The organism is Polaromonas sp. (assembly GCF_031411155.1).
GTDB lineage: Bacteria > Pseudomonadota > Gammaproteobacteria > Burkholderiales > Burkholderiaceae_C > Polaromonas.
Genome location: NZ_JANOAL010000300.1, coordinates 1 through 14,956, shown reverse-complemented (window position 1 = coordinate 14,956; position 14,956 = coordinate 1). Strand labels below are relative to the sequence as shown.

Annotated in this window: 13 protein-coding genes and 1 tRNA gene; 9 read left to right on the top strand and 5 right to left on the bottom strand. The window is 61.6% G+C overall.

Going from position 1 to position 14,956, the window contains the following annotated elements; all coding sequences use genetic code 11:
• The coding region (locus RMO23_RS17695) for a DUF2237 domain-containing protein (protein ID WP_309684124.1) at nt 1–239 on the top strand (239 nt) is incomplete at its 5' end.
• A 68-nt stretch (nt 240–307) separates the two neighbouring features.
• Nucleotides 308–397: transfer RNA gene (locus tag RMO23_RS17690), tRNA-Ser, on the top strand.
• Between the two features lie 153 nt (nt 398–550).
• Here the strand turns inward: RMO23_RS17690 and RMO23_RS17685 are convergent.
• The 4 genes from RMO23_RS17685 to RMO23_RS17670 all read right to left on the bottom strand — a co-directional run bounded on the left by RMO23_RS17685 (nt 551) and on the right by RMO23_RS17670 (nt 4,232).
• Nucleotides 551–1,681: a branched-chain amino acid ABC transporter substrate-binding protein gene (locus tag RMO23_RS17685; protein WP_309684122.1), complete on the bottom strand. Its 1,131-nt coding sequence runs from the start codon at nt 1,679–1,681 to the stop codon at nt 551–553.
• Between the two features lie 226 nt (nt 1,682–1,907).
• The gene (locus RMO23_RS17680; protein ID WP_309684120.1) at nt 1,908–2,243 is read right to left on the bottom strand and encodes a hypothetical protein; all 336 of its coding nucleotides are present in this window, start codon (nt 2,241–2,243) and stop codon (nt 1,908–1,910) included.
• Nucleotides 2,243–2,683 (bottom strand): DNA polymerase III subunit chi, encoded by a 441-nt coding sequence (locus tag RMO23_RS17675; RefSeq protein WP_309684118.1) that lies wholly within the window; start codon nt 2,681–2,683, stop codon nt 2,243–2,245. Before RMO23_RS17675 ends, RMO23_RS17680 begins: the two co-directional genes overlap by 1 nt.
• Before the next feature lie 7 nt (nt 2,684–2,690).
• Entirely contained in the window at nt 2,691–4,232 is a 1,542-nt protein-coding gene (locus RMO23_RS17670; RefSeq protein WP_309684116.1) for a leucyl aminopeptidase, read from the bottom strand.
• A gap of 69 nt (nt 4,233–4,301) precedes the next feature.
• Here RMO23_RS17670 and lptF point away from each other — a divergent pair, with 69 nt between their 5' ends.
• The 6 genes from lptF (at nt 4,302) to RMO23_RS17640 (ending at nt 9,503) form a co-directional block, all read left to right on the top strand.
• On the top strand, nt 4,302–5,420 hold the full coding sequence (gene lptF, locus RMO23_RS17665; RefSeq protein WP_309684115.1) for an LPS export ABC transporter permease LptF: 1,119 nt from the start codon (nt 4,302–4,304) through the stop codon (nt 5,418–5,420).
• The gene (lptG, locus tag RMO23_RS17660) at nt 5,417–6,565 is read left to right on the top strand and encodes an LPS export ABC transporter permease LptG (protein WP_309684114.1); all 1,149 of its coding nucleotides are present in this window, start codon (nt 5,417–5,419) and stop codon (nt 6,563–6,565) included. The genes lptF and lptG overlap by 4 nt, the downstream gene beginning before the upstream one ends.
• Nucleotides 6,566–6,597: 32 nt before the next feature.
• Nucleotides 6,598–6,981 carry a CbiX/SirB N-terminal domain-containing protein gene (locus tag RMO23_RS17655; RefSeq protein WP_309684113.1) on the top strand — a complete coding sequence of 128 codons (384 nt, stop codon included), beginning with the start codon at nt 6,598–6,600 and terminating at the stop codon, nt 6,979–6,981.
• A gap of 44 nt (nt 6,982–7,025) precedes the next feature.
• The gene (locus RMO23_RS17650; protein ID WP_309684111.1) at nt 7,026–7,970 is read left to right on the top strand and encodes a CysB family HTH-type transcriptional regulator; all 945 of its coding nucleotides are present in this window, start codon (nt 7,026–7,028) and stop codon (nt 7,968–7,970) included.
• A 98-nt stretch (nt 7,971–8,068) separates the two neighbouring features.
• Nucleotides 8,069–9,244 carry a pyridoxal phosphate-dependent aminotransferase gene (locus RMO23_RS17645; protein ID WP_309684126.1) on the top strand — a complete coding sequence of 392 codons (1,176 nt, stop codon included), beginning with the start codon at nt 8,069–8,071 and terminating at the stop codon, nt 9,242–9,244.
• 100 nt (nt 9,245–9,344) lie between these two features.
• Nucleotides 9,345–9,503 (top strand): DUF3309 family protein, encoded by a 159-nt coding sequence (locus tag RMO23_RS17640; RefSeq protein ID WP_106447573.1) that lies wholly within the window; start codon nt 9,345–9,347, stop codon nt 9,501–9,503.
• 68 nt (nt 9,504–9,571) lie between these two features.
• Here the strand turns inward: RMO23_RS17640 and hrpA are convergent, their stop codons facing one another.
• Nucleotides 9,572–13,570, bottom strand: coding sequence for an ATP-dependent RNA helicase HrpA (gene hrpA / locus RMO23_RS17635; RefSeq protein ID WP_309684105.1), 3,999 nt, complete (start codon nt 13,568–13,570; stop codon nt 9,572–9,574).
• 138 nt (nt 13,571–13,708) lie between these two features.
• Between hrpA and argA the strand changes: the two genes are divergently transcribed.
• A partial coding sequence (gene argA / locus RMO23_RS17630) for an amino-acid N-acetyltransferase (RefSeq protein ID WP_309684104.1) occupies nt 13,709–14,956 on the top strand: 1,248 nt, incomplete at its 3' end.

The following is a 14,956-nucleotide window of genomic DNA, read 5'->3' as shown; positions in this document are numbered from 1 at the left end:
CCGAGTTTCTGGCGTTCTCATCGGCGCGCGGCAATGACCTGGTCACGCCGCTGCCCCGGCACCGCTTTGCCGGCCTCAAGCCGGGTGACCGCTGGTGCCTGTGTGCCAACCGCTGGCGCGAGGCGCTGGAGGCCGGCAAGGCACCTCCGGTGATTCTGGAGTCCACGCATGTCAGCGCCCTGCAGTTCGTCACCCTGGCCCAACTGGAAAAAAACCGGTTTCAGGGAATCCACCACTAAACGCCAGACTTTGGGTGCAAATTTCCAGGGGGCAATCGCCCCGGCACTGCTACAATGCAAGGCTTCGCGGAAGGGTGGATGAGCGGTTTAAGTCACACGCCTGGAAAGCGTGCGTGGGGTTATACCCACCGCGGGTTCGAATCCCGCCTCTTCCGCCAAAAAGTACAGTTGCCGTGAGTTTCCAGCACGGTGATAAAAACTCCTGAAAGCCCAGCCAGTCTGGGCTTTTTTGTGCCCGAATCATGCTTCATCAGATTCGTGCCGGCCAAAAAAAAGCCACCTTGCGGTGGCATTTTTTGCTGTTGAACGGCTTAGTTCAGGGCAGACTTCTTGCCGTCTTTGTAGACATACAAGGTGATGGCCGGGTTTTTCAACTCACCGTTGGGTTCGAAAGCGATGGTGGTCGTGACACCTTTGTAGTTGGTTTTGATCAACTCCGGGGTGTAGACTTTTGGATCGGTCGAATTGGCACGCTTCATGGCGTCCACCAAAACGAAGGTGGCGTCATAGGTGTATGGGCTGTAAACCTGGAACTGGCCGGGGTACTTGGCGTCGTAACGCTTTTTCCAGGCTTCGCCACCAGGCATTTTCGCCAGGGAAGCACCGCCTTCAGCGCAAACTACGTTGCCGATGGTTTTTGCGCCTGCAGCCAGTTTGGCGAGTTCAGCCGTGCAAATGCCATCACCGCCAAAGTACTTGACGTTGCCCATGCCTAGCTGTTCCATCTGACGCAACATGGGGCCGCCTTGCGGGTCCATGCCACCGAAGAAAATGGCGTCAGGATTTTTGGCTTTAATGGCGGTCAAAATGGCCATGAAGTCGGTCGCTTTGTCGGTGGTGAACTGCTCGTCCACCACGGTCATGCCTTTTGTCAGGGCCGTCTTTTTGAACACTTCGGCAACACCCTGGCCGTAAGCAGTACGGTCATCAATAATGGCGACTTTTTTCAGTTTCAGCGCGTCCGCTGCGTAGAAGGCCAGACCAGCACCCAGCGCCAGGTCATTGGCGATGATGCGGTAAGTGGTTTTGTAACCTGGCTTGGTCAGGTTGGGGTTGGTTGCTGCACCCGTGATGTGGGGAATGCCGCAATCGTTGTAAACCTTCGATGCAGGAATAGTGGTTCCCGAATTCAGGTGACCGACCACACCAGCAACTTTGGAGTCGCACAGTTTTTGTGCTGCAGCGGTGCCCTGTTTTGGATCGGCAGCGTCATCTTCTGCAAGCAGTTCAAACTTGATTTTCTTGCCGCCAATGACGACGTTCTGCGTGTTCAGGTCTTCAACAGCCATGCGCGCGCCGTTTTCATTGTCTTTTCCGTAGTGAGCCTGCGAACCCGACATAGGGGCGACGTGGCCGATCTTGACCACGACATCCTGGGCCGAGGCCATGCCGGCCAGAGTTGCGAGAGCGGCCACTACTGTCAGTTTTAATTTCATTTGCATAAAAACACTCCGATTAGGAAATTACCGTTAAAGGTTGAGAACAATTATTTTTAACTCAACGGGGCAGAACATATCGCAATTTCTGGGCCCGCACATTAGCAACGTCCCTAGGTTAATTCCGATAAGGGGGTTTACCCGATAAGCAATCTGACTAATGCGCGCCCGCAGCAGGCCCGAGGGACGCGGATTCCCGACGGGTGGCACCGATCGATTTGCTGGCGCCGGATCAGGTATTTTTTTTCTGCTCGATTTGGCTGTTCAGGCTTTCAAGTTCCATGGCCTGGCTCACAGACTGGCTGACGACGTTCTCAATCTCTTCGCGCAGACGGGGTAGCAGGCTCTGTGTCTGCTCCAGAATCAGTTGCCCCACCACTTCACGCAGGCGCCGCTCCAGGCTCAGGTCCAGCCGCTGCAACACGCGCTGCACGATCCGGGACTCCAGTCCGGCCGGCAGGTCACCCAGAGGCGTGGCCTGGGCCACAGGCTCCGCACCAGGTGTAGGCGCAGGCTGGACGATCTCGGTCAGCGTTGGAACAAAGCGCGGTGGCCCCGGAGCGCTCATCAGCCGCCCCCTGTCGGTGGTGCGGCGGCGTCATGAAGCTTGAGCGTGTAACCCCTGGCCTGGTAGTGCTTCCATCGCCTGCGGCCTGCCAGCCGCCCTTCTTCCTGCTGCGGAACCACCTCGAAAAAGCGCTCAAACCGCTCAAATCCAGCCGGCACCTCCTGCCCCAGATTCACCAGAACACCCAAGTGGGGCAGCTGTTCAAGGGATTCGGCCAGCACCACGGGCGAGCGGCTTAACACCTGCGCCTCGGCACCGGCGTGGCAGTGCGGCACAAAATCCGTGGCCGAGAAGCTCCACAGTTCCCGGTCCAGCCGGGCCAGGGTTTCTGCGGGCGCCGTCACCACCACCCGGGCACCGCTCATGTAGGCCTTGCGCAGCAATCGGCAACTGTAAATCAGCGGGTCAGCCACGTTGGTGTGAAAGGCGATTTCGGTCATGCTGGCTTCAGGCGCGCGTTTTGGCCGTCGGTTTGCTTCGTTTCACCGGCGCGGTTTTGGACGCTGGTTTGGGCGCAGCCTTGCGCGCCCCCGCCGGCTGTGCTGCGGACACCTGGCCCAGCAGGTAGTCCAGCAGCAAAGGCACCGGCCTGCCGGTCGCACCTTTGGCGGCGCCGCTTTTCCAGGCGGTTCCCGCAATGTCCAGGTGCGCCCAGGGAAAGCTGGCGGTGAAACGCTGCAAAAACTTGGCGGCGGTCACCGCGCCGCCGGCCCGGCCTGCCACATTGGCCACATCCGCAAAATTCGATTTAAGACCTTCCGCATAGTCCTCGTCCAGTGGCATCCGCCAGCACAGGTCCAGCGACGAATCGCCGGCCTCGGCCAGTGCCTGGGCCAGGTTGTCGTCGGAAGAAAACAGGCCGCTTCGCACGCCGCCCAGGGCCACCACGCAGGCGCCCGTCAGCGTCGCAATGTCCACCACGGCGCTGGGCTTGAAGCGCTCCGCATAGCTCAGCGCGTCACACAGCACGAGGCGCCCTTCCGCATCGGTGTTCAGGATTTCAATGGTTTGCCCGCTCATGCTGGTCACCACATCGCCCGGCTTGACGGCGCGGTCACTGGGCATGTTTTCGCAGGCCGGGATCAGCCCGACCACATTCAGCGTGGGCTGCAGCTCGGCCAGCGCCCGGAAAGTGCCCAGCACGCTGGCCGCGCCGCACATGTCAAACTTCATTTCATCCATCTCGGCCGCAGGCTTGATCGAGATGCCGCCGGTGTCAAAGGTAATGCCCTTGCCGACCAGCACCACGGGGGCCACCGACTTGGCCGCGCCCTCATAACGCAGCACGATAAACCGCAGCGGTTCCGCCGAGCCCTGGGCCACCGCCATGAATGCGCCCATGCCAAGTTTGGCAACCTCTTTCGGCCCCAGCACCTCGGCCTTGATGCTGCGCAGCCGGGCCAGATCTTTCGCCGCGCCCGCCAGCAGGGCGGGCGTGGCGTGGTTGGCCGGGCGATTCGCCCATTCCTTGGCAAATTCAAGGCCTTTGACCAGCGCCGCGGCCTTGTCAAAACCGGCCCTGGCGCCGGCCACATCCGGCACACCCACCACCACATGCTGCAGCTTGACCTGGCTCGCCTTGGGTTTGGTGGTGACGTAGGTATAAACCGCATCGCTGCAGGCCACCATCACGGCCCGCACTGCATCGGGGTGCAAGTCGTTCACGGCATCGAGGCAAATCACCACGCGCCTGGCATTGCTGGTTTTCAGGGCCGCCACGGCCGCCAGCAGCGCCGTGCGCAGGTTTTTCGGCCCCGCATCACCCGCACCCACCAGCAAGACCCGGGTTGCCGCAATACCGGTGGTGCGATAGGCAGCAAGCAGTTTGCCGGGCTTGGCCTCAAAGTCCCCCGCTTTAAGCGCCAGCGAAGCGAGCGCCGTCAGCGGATCATCGCCCCCGCTCAGCGCCTGCGGGATGGGCACAATCAGGGCATCGCATTTTTCGCCACAGGCGCGCGCGCGGGTCAGGGATTTGAGTTCAAAGTTCATAATTCAGGATTTGGCCGATAAAACAACAACAAGAAAACCAGGTAACCGGTAAAGGCAAATTTTCAGTCAATGTTATTCCAATCTTCGATACGCAAAGAGCTGGCCCGCAGTTTTGGCGCCACTCTGGTGGTGCTGATCACCATCGTGATGACGATCGTGCTGATCCGCACCCTGGGCCAAGCCTCACGCGGCTTCGTCGATCCCCAGGACGTGATGCTCTTCATGGCCTACTCGGCCTTGGGCCGCATGCCCACCATTTTGACCTTGTCGCTCTTTATCGCCATGGTCAGTACGCTGTCGCGCATGTACCGCGACAGTGAAATGGTGGTCTGGTTCACCAGCGGCCAGGGCCTTGCCGGTTTTCTTAAGCCCGTGTTTCGCTTTGCCTGGCCGGTGTTGCTGGTGATCTCGCTGACCGCGCTGTTTGTATGGCCGTGGGCCAACCAGCAGACCAAAAACATGCAAAGCCGTTACGAGCAGCGTGGCGACCTGGACCGGGTCGCGCCGGGCCAGTTCCAGGAGTCGTCCAGCGGCAACCGGGTGTTTTTCATTGACCGCACCACCCATGGCGAACAGACCAGCAACAATGTATTCATCGCGGCCACCGAAAAAGGCAAAAGCTCCATCACCACCGCGCGCTCCGGCCGCATTGAAACGCAGGGCGATGCCCAGTTTTTAATGCTCGAAAACGGCCAGCGGCTGGAGAACGTCATCGGGGAAAAGTCCCTCAAGATCAGCGAGTTTGAGGAGTACGGCACCAAAACCGGTGACTCCGACCCGCTGACGGCCAACGCCCCTGAAGCCAAGCTGTTGTCGACACGTGCCCTGATCAATGCACCCACGCCCAGCAATCGGGGCGAGCTGGCGTGGCGTCTGGGCCTGGCGCTGGCATCGCTCAATTTTGTCATTCTGGCGGTTGCGCTGTCCAGCGTGAACCCGCGTGGCGGGCGCAGCAGCAACATGATTTTTGTCCTGCTGACTTTTGTGGTTTACAACAACTTCATCAATCTGGGGCAAAGCTGGATTTTTGTCGGCCTGATTGGTTTCGGCAGTCTGTTGCTGGCGCTGCACGGCGGCGTGCTGATCCTTGGGCTGGGCTGGCTGGCCAAGCGGCATTACAACTGGGTGCTCAGACCTGCCGCCACTGGGGGGCGCCGCACCGCCACGGTTACCGAAAGCCGCCCATGAAAACCATACGCCGCCTGATCTATGGCGAAGTGCTGATCGCCATCGCCCTGGTTACCCTGGGCTTTCTGGCCCTGTTTTCGTTTTTTGACCTGGTCGATGAACTGCAGTACCTGGGCAAAAACAATGGGCTTTCGGCCGCCGACGATGTTTACCGCATCAGCCACGCCCTGCTTTACGTAGCCTTGCTGATTCCCAATCACCTGTATGAACTGCTCCCGATTTCGGTGCTGATAGGCACCATTTTTGTGATGGCGCGGCTGGCGCAAAGTTCCGAATACACGATTTTGCGCACCAGCGGTCTCGGTCCCTGGCGTGCGCTGCGGCTGTTGCTGGCACTGGGTGCCGTGTTTGTGCTGTTCAGCTTTGCGGTGGGTGACTATGTGGCCCCCGCCAGCGAGCGGGCCGCCCAGTTGCTCAAGGCCAGGTACCAAAGCCGGATCACCGTCGGCCAGACCGGCGCTTGGCTGAAAGAGAAACAGGCCTACAACACCTACGTGGTCAACGTCAAAACCCTGACGCCCAACAACGAAATGAAGGGCGTGCAGATCTTTGAATTCAACAGCAATGGCCTGGTGGTGTCGACCACGCAGGCGCCCGTGGCGCAGTTTGGCAAGGATGATGCCTGGCAGTTGCAACAGGCCACCCGCGCGGAGTTTGAGGTGTCGGAAAGCAAGGCCCCCGCAACGGGCAAGCCGGCTGAATCGGCCCGGGTCAACCGGACCACGCTGGACAGCTTTCGCTGGCCCACCGAGATCAGCGCTGAAATGGTGTCCGTGGCGCTGCTCAAGCCCGACCGCATGGGCACCGTGGACCTCTTTAGCTACATCCGCCATCTTGATGCGAATGGGCAGACGGCCCAGCGCTATGAGATCGAATTCTGGAAAAAGGTGTTTTACCCGCTCAGTTGCCTGGTGATGGTGATGCTGGCCCTGCCCTTTGCCTACCTGCACTTTCGCTCGGGCGGCATTGCCAGCTATGTGTTTGCCGGCGTCATGATTGGCATCAGCTTTTTCCTGCTAAACAACGTGTTTGGCTACATTGGCAACCTGCGCAACTGGCAGCCCTGGCTGGCGGCCGCCACGCCAGGGCTGCTGTACATGGCCGTCTCGCTGGGCGCGTTTGGCTGGCTGGTGTTCAAGCGCTGACCCCCAATTCGACCGCCTCACCCCAACTCATCATGACCCCATCGACTCGCGGCATCGTCCTGTTCGCCCACGGCTCGCGCGACCCACTGTGGCGCGAGCCGATGGAGGCTGTTGCCGCCCTGATACGCAGCCGTGAGCCCGAAACACGGGTCTGCTGTGCTTACCTCGAACTCTGCGCGCCTTCGCTGTCCGAAGCTGCTACCAATTTAATAGCTGCCGGCACACGTCGAATAAGGGTATTCCCGCTTTTTCTAGGGGTTGGAAAGCATGCAAGGGAGGATTTGCCGGTGCTGGTCGGGCAGATCCGCGCCGCCCATCCCGACGTGACGATTGAACTCCTGCCCAGCGCCGGCGAATTTTCCCGGTTGACGGTCCTGCTGGCGGATATTGCCTTGTCCAACCCCGTCTTTCCTTAGCGTACAAAGGGCATAATAAAGCGAACAATTAGCCTCGATCTGATATGAACCTACACCAATTTCGCTTTGTTCAAGAGGCCGTGCGGCGCAACCTGAACCTGACCGAAACCGCCCGCGCCCTGCACACCTCGCAACCCGGCGTGTCCAAAGCCATCATCGAGCTTGAGGAAGAATTGGGCGTGGAGATTTTTGCCCGCCACGGCAAGCGGCTCAAGCGCGTCACCGAACCGGGCGCGCATGTGCTTAAAAGCATAGAACTCATCATGCGCGAGGTGGGCAATTTGCGCCGCATCGGCGAGCAGTTCTCGGCCCAGGACAGCGGCACCCTGTCGATTGCCACCACCCACACCCAGGCCCGCTATGTGCTGCCGCAGCCGGTGGCCAGGCTGCGCGAAGCCTTTCCCAAGGTCAATGTCAGTCTGCACCAGGGCTCGCCCGACCAGGTGGCGCGCATGGTGATTGACGAAGTGGCCGAGATTGGCATTGCCACCGAATCGCTGACCCAGTACGACGAACTGGTGACCCTGCCCTGCTACGAATGGCAGCACAAACTGGTCTTGCCGATCGATCATCCGCTGGCTCAGAAAGAAAACATCAGCCTGGAAGACCTGGCGCTGGAGCCGCTGATTACCTACCACCCTTCGTTTACCGGCCGCACCAAGATCGACCACGCTTTTGCCGCCAAGCGCCTGCACCCGCGCATTGCGCTGGAGGCGATTGACTCCGACGTCATCAAGACCTACGTGCGGCTGGGGCTGGGCGTGGGCATTGTGGCCGAAATGGCGATCAGGGACGACGGCAGCAACAGCGACCTGGTGGCCATCCCCGCCGGTGCGCTGTTTGGCGTGAATGTGGCGCGTGTGGCCTTCAAGCGCAGCGCCTACCTGCGAAACTTTGTCTATAAATTTGCCGAGCTGCTCAGCGACAAGCTGGACCGCGCCCTGATCACCAAGGCCATGGCCGGCCGCGTCAACGACTACGAAATTTAATCCACCCCCGAAGCGTCCTGCGGCCGCCTCCCCCTTAAGGGGGCGCCGCTAGCGGCCGCTTGATCAGACAGTCGCAACCGAGAAATCCGTCCATGAGCATGAGCACAACCATTCCACGCACGCCTCACGTCAAATCCAAGCTGCCCACCGTCGGCACCACCATTTTTACCGTCATGTCCACGCTGGCCCATGAGAAAGGTGCCGTCAACCTGGGCCAGGGCTTTCCGGATTTTGCGTGCGACCCCAGGCTGGTGACGGCGGTGACGGACGCCATGGCGCAAGGCCTGAACCAGTACCCGCCCATGCCCGGCGTGCCGGCGTTGCGCCAGGCCATTGCCGCCAAGGTCGACAAGCTCCATGGCCACCACTACGACGCCAACAGCGAGATCACCATCACCGCTGGTGCCACCCAGGCCATCATCACCGTCATTCTGGCCGTGGTGCATCCCGGCGACGAAGTGATTGTGCTGGAGCCCTGCTACGACAGCTATGTGCCCAATGTCGAGCTGGCCGGCGGCACGGTGGTGCGCGTGCCGCTGACGCCCGGCAGCTTTCGCCCCGACTTTGACAAAATCGCGGCGGCCATCACGACCCAAACCCGCGCCATCATCATCAACTCGCCGCACAACCCGAGCGCCACCGTGTGGACGCAAGCCGACATGCTCAGGCTACAGGAACTGCTGGCGCCCACCGACATCCTGCTGATCAGCGACGAGGTCTACGAACACATGGTGTTCGACGCCGACCAGGGCCGCGTGCACCAGAGCGCGAGCCGCTTTGCCGGCCTGGCGGCGCGCGCCTTCATCGTCAGCAGCTTTGGCAAGACTTACCACGTCACCGGCTGGAAGGTCGGCTATGTGGCGGCGCCAGCGGCGCTGACGGCCGAGTTCCGCAAGGTGCACCAGTTCAATGTGTTCACCGTCAACACCCCGGTGCAGCACGGTCTGGCCGCCTACATGGCCGATGCGCAGCCGTATCTGAGCCTGCCCGCCTTTTACCAGCGCAAGCGCGACCTGTTCCGCGCTGGCCTGGCCAGGACCCGCTTCAAGCTGCTGCCCAGCGAGGGCAGCTACTTTCAATGCGTGGATATTTCAGAAGTCAGCGACCTGGGCGAAGCGGATTTTTGCAAATGGCTGACCAGCGAGATCGGCGTGGCGGCCATTCCGCTGTCGGCGTTTTATGGCGATGGTTTCGATCAGCGCGTGGTGCGCTTTTGCTTTGCCAAGAAGGATGAAACGCTGCATGCCGCGCTGGAACGGCTGGCCAGGCTGTAAAAAGACTGTAGGCGCCCCCTGACGATTGAATGCGCTCCCTTCCTGCTTGACGGCGCCCGGCACTGGGCAAGAATCAAGGCACATAACTAGGAGTCCTTCAATGTCCATCTCGCTCATCCTGCTCATCGTTCTGATTCTTATCCTGGTCGGTGCCCTGCCCACCTGGGGCCACAGTAGAAGCTGGGGTTACGGCCCCAGTGGCGGTATCGGCCTGGTGGTTCTCATTCTGGTCGTTTTGCTGCTGATGGGACGCATCTAGTCTGGCCGTTGGCTTAGCGTAAAAAGGGCCTTGCCGGTTGATAGTCGGCAAGGCCCTTTCTCTTGGCGTCAGCTATTGATCTGCGCCCAGGCCTTGTCCAGCCGCTTCACGCTCACCGGCTGCGGCGTGCGCAGCTCCTGCGCAAAGAAGCTGACCCGCAATTCTTCGAGCAACCAGCGAAACTCCTGCATGCGCGCATCGCTGGCGCCCTTGCGCTCGGCCACCAGACGCCAGTAGCGCTGCTCCAGCGGCCGCAGTTCGGCCATGCGGGCCGCGTCGCGCGCCGGGTCGCCGCGCCATTTTTCCAGCCGCAGCGTGATCGCCTTGAGGTAGCGCGCAAAGTGCTGCAACTGCGGGTACGGCGTCACGGTCAAAAACCGTTTGGGCACCAGGCGCTGCAATTGCTGGGCGGCATCCAGCGCCGCCTCGGCGGCGTTTTTGCTGTCCTTGATCTTGCGCTGGGCGACCCCAAACTCGGTCAGAATGCCGGCCGCCAGGCGCGCCACTTCGCTGGCAATCAGGGTCAGCCGGCCACGGCCGTCGTCCACCCGCTTTTTAAACCCGGCTTCGTCGGTCGGCAGCGGGTCCAGCAAGAAGGCACGGTCCAGCGCGACCTCGATGATTTGCGAGCGCAGCTCTTCCAGCGTGCCGCCGCCCGTGTGGTCGGCGGCGCGGCCCACCAGCATGTAGCTGGTGGCCATCTTCTGCAGATCGGGCAGGTTTTTCTCCAGGTATTTCAGCGCGTCTTTGATCTGCAGCGAAAACAGCCGCCGCAAACCTGCGCGGTGTTTGGCAGCGGCCGCATCAGGCTCGTCAAACACCTCAATCGTCACCGCATCACCCAGGTCAATCAGTGCGGGGAAACCAATCAGCGTTTGCGCGCCCTTGCGGATTTCCATCAGTTCCGGCAGCTCGCCAAAGCTCCAGCTGATGTAGCGTTCGGGGATTTTAATTGCTATCTTTTCAGGAGCTGCCTGCGCCTGTACTGATTGGGCTACAGGCCTATTTGATGCATTTTTCGGGTTGAAATCGGGGTTTTCGGCAAGCTGGGCCGCTACCGGCGCCACCAGGGTGCGCAGGCCTGCCAGCGCCTGAAACGCGCCGCGCGCCTGCGAACCCAGCTCGCCCTTGAGCGCGCCCAGGTTGCGCCCGGTGCCGAGCTGCCGGCCATGCTCGTCCAGCACCCGGAAGTTCATGAACAGGTGCGCGGGCAGCATGTCCAGCTTCATGTCGCCGCGCTTGACGTCTAGCGAAGTCGCATCGCGCACCAGTTTGAGCACCGCATCCGTCAACGAACCGGTGCCAAACTTTTCCGGCTGCAGCAGGTCCGCGGCCATGCGCGCCGCCGTCTCCGGCAGCGGCACCAGCCGCGAGCGCGGGCGCTGGTGCAAGGTCTTGATCAACGCCTGCACCTTGTCTTTGAGCATGCCGGGCACCAGCCACTCGCAGCGCTCCTCGTTGACCTGGTTCAGCGCAAACAAAGGCAGATCCACCGTCACGCCGTCTTTGGCGTCACCGGGCTCATGCAGGTAAGTCGCCAGGCAGTCCACACCGCCCAGCCGCAGGGTTTTGGGAAAGGCCTGGGTGGTGATGCCGGCGGCCTCGTGGCGCATCAGCTCTTCACGGGTCAGCAGCAAAAGCTGGGGCTGCTTTTTGACTTCGTCCTTGTACCAGGCCTCGCAGCTCGCGCCACTGCACACATTGGCCGGCAACTGCTGGTCGTAAAAGGCGTAAATCAGTTCCTCATCGACCAGCACGTCTTGCCGGCGCGCCTTGTGCTCGATGTCCTGCACCTGGGCAATCAGCTTTTCGTTGGCGGCCAGAAACGGCAGTTGGGTGTCCCAGTTGCCCGCCACCAGCGCTTCGCGGATGAAAATTTCGCGCGCCGTCACCGGATCGACCCGGCCAAAGTTGACGCGCCGGCCGTTGTAGATGGCCAGGCCGTATAAGGTGGCGCGCTCCAGTGCGGTGACCTGCGCGGCCTTTTTCTCCCAGTGCGGGTCGAGCAGCTGCTTCTTTAAAAGATGGCCGGCCACCTGCTCCACCCACTGCGGCTCGATATTGGCGATGCCGCGGCCAAACAGGCGCGTGGTTTCCACCAGCTCGGCCGCCACAATCCAGCGGCCCGGCTTTTTGCTGAGCTTGGCACCGGGATGCCGGTAAAACCGGATGCCGCGCGCGCCCAGGTACCAGTCTTCTTCCTCGTTTTTGAGGCCCAGGTTGCCGAGCAGGCCGCACAGCATGGACAAATGCAGTTGCTCGTAGCTGGCCGGTTTGCTATTTAGCTGCCAGCCTTGCTCGCCCACCACGCTGTGCAACTGCGAATGAATATCGCGCCACTCGCGCACGCGGCGGATGTTGATGTAGTTGTCGCGCAGCAGGGTTTCGTACTGGCGGTTGGTCAGCTTGTGCACCGCATCATGGCCACCGCGTGAGTCGCCCAGCCACTTCCACAGCTTCAAATACCCGACAAACTCGCTTTTTTCATCGTCAAACTTGGCATGGGCCTGGTCGGCCTGCGCCTGCTTGTCCATGGGGCGGTCGCGCACGTCCTGCACGCTGAGCGCGCTGGCAATCACCAGCACCTCATCGAGCGCGCCGCGGTCCTTGGCCTCCAGAATCATGCGGCCCACGCGCGGGTCCAGCGGCAGCTTGGCCAGCGTGCGGCCCACGGGCGTGAGTTCGTTGTCGTCATCGACCGCGCCCAGCTCGGCCAGCAGCTGGTAGCCGTCGGCCATGGCGCGCCCCTGCGGCGGTTCGATAAAGGCAAAGTTTTCAATCGCTCCCAGGTGCAGCGCTTTCATGCGCAAGATCACCGCCGCCAGCGAGCTGCGCAAAATTTCGGGGTCGGTAAAGCGCTGCCGGCCCAAAAAATCGGGCTCGTCGTACAGGCGCAGGCAAATGCCATCGGCCACGCGGCCGCAACGCCCGGCGCGCTGGTTGGCGGCCGCCTGGCTGATCGGCTCGACCATCAGCTGCTCCACCTTGCTCCTGAAACTGTAGCGCTTGACGCGCGCCGTGCCTGCGTCAATCACGTAGCGGATGCCCGGCACGGTGAGCGAGGTCTCGGCCACGTTGGTGGCCAGCACGATGCGCCGGCCGCTGTGGCCGTCAAAGATGCGGTCCTGCTCGGCCTGGCTCAGCCGGGCAAACAGCGGCAGCACTTCGGCGTTGCGGACCAGCGGCTGGTGCGCCAGGTGCTTGCGCAAATGGTCGGCGGCTTCGCGAATCTCGCGCTCGCCCGGCAAAAACACCAGGATGTCGCCGGCGCTGTGCGGGTTTTGCCAGAGCTCATCCACGCCATCGGCAATCGCATCGTTCAAATCGTAGTCACGCGACTCTTCAAAAGGCCGCCAGCGCTGCTCCACCGGAAACATGCGGCCCGACACCATGATGACCGGCGCTGGAGTTGTGTGCCCCCACGCTCCGCGCTTCGCGTCGTCGCTGCCCCCCGAGGGGGCGTCGCTTGCCTTGGGGCGGCCCGGCGGCGGCGCGCTTGGCGCGGATGCAAAATAATCTGCAAAACGCTGCGCATCAATCGTGGCCGAGGTGATCACCACTTTCAAATCAGGCCGGCGCGGCAGCAGCTGGCGCAAATAGCCCAGCAAAAAGTCGATGTTCAGGCTGCGCTCGTGCGCCTCGTCAATGATGATCGTGTCGTAGGCATTGAGCAGCGGGTCGGTCTGCGTCTCGGCCAGCAAGATGCCGTCGGTCATCAGCTTGACCGAGGCGTCGCGGCTCAGCCGGTCCTGAAACCGCACCTTGTAGCCCACCACCTCGCCGAGCGGGGTTTTGAGCTCTTCGGCAATCCGCTTGGCGACGCTGCTGGCCGCAATCCGGCGCGGCTGGGTGTGGCCAATCAGTTTGGCGCGCTGGCCGGGCGGGTAATTGAGCTTGCCCCGGCCCATGGCCAGTGCAATCTTGGGCAGCTGCGTGGTTTTGCCCGAGCCGGTTTCGCCGCAGACGATGATGACCTGGTGGCGCTGCAACGCCTCGGTGATTTCATCGCGCTTGCCCGACACCGGCAGCGACTCAGGGAATTCAATTTTCAGGGGATTGACGGACAAAACAGCAACTTCGTAGAGAATTGCGGATTATCCCAGCCCGCAAGCCGGTTTTGCCAGCGCCCGACCCGGCTGTCCCGCAATTTCGCCCTTATCTGTTCTGACCCTGCCTTTCCCTGCCCACTGCACCGCCCAAGCACCATGTCCACAGTCTTCAATTTCACCTTTGTTCCCTGGTTTCGCTCGGTGGCGCCCTACATCCACACGCACCGCGGCAAAACCTTTGTGGTGGGCATTGCCGGCGAGGCGATTGCCGCCGGCAAGCTGCAGCACATTGCGCAAGACCTGGCGCTGATCCAGAGCATGGGCGTGAAGATCGTGCTGGTGCACGGCTTTCGGCCGCAGGTCAATGAGCAGCTTTTGGCCAAGGGCCATGCGGCCAAATACTCGCACGGCATGCGCATCACCGACGAGGTCGCGCTCGACTGCGCCCAGGAGGCCGCCGGCCAGCTGCGCTACGAAATCGAGGCCGCCTTCAGCCAGGGTCTGCCCAACACGCCCATGGCCGGCGCCACGATACGGGTCATCTCGGGCAACTTCATCACGGCGCGGCCGGTCGGCATCATGGACGGGGTCGACTTCAAGCATTCGGGGCTGGTGCGCAAGGTGGATGTGGCGGGCATTACGCGGACGCTGGATTTTGGCGCCATGGTGCTGCTGTCACCATTTGGTTTTTCGCCCACGGGCGAGGCTTTTAACCTGAACATGGAAGAAGTTGCGACCTCGGTGGCGATTGCCCTGCAGGCCGACAAGCTGATCTTTTTGACCGAGACGCCGGGCATTCGCGTCCAGCCCGACCAGCCCGATGTCGAAGACAACCCGATTGACACCGAACTGCCGCTGGATGCCGCCGAGAAGCTGCTGGCCTCGGTGGCGCCGGCCCTGACACCGCTGGACACCGGGTTTTACCTGCAGCACTGCGTCAAGGCCTGCAAGGCCGGCGTGGAGCGCAGCCACATCCTGCCGTTCGCGGTCGATGGCTCGCTGCTGCTGGAAATCTATGTGCACGACGGCATAGGCACCATGGTGATTGATGAAAAGTTAGAGAGCCTGCGCGAAGCCACGCCCGACGATGTCGGCGGCATCCTGCAGCTGATTGAACCGTTTGAAAAAGACGGCACCCTGGTCAAGCGCGACCGCACCGAGATTGAGCGCGATGCCGACCACTACACCATCATCGAGCATGACGGCGTGATCTTTGCCTGCGCCGCGCTCTACCCCTATCCCGAAGCCAAAACCGCCGAAATGGCCGCGCTGACCGTGTCGCCGCAAAGCCAGGGCCAGGGCGATGGCGAAAAGGTGTTGAAGCGCATCGAGCAGCGCGCCCGTGCCGCTGGCCTGCAAAGCATCTTCGTGCTGACCACACGCACGATGCACTGGTTCATCAAG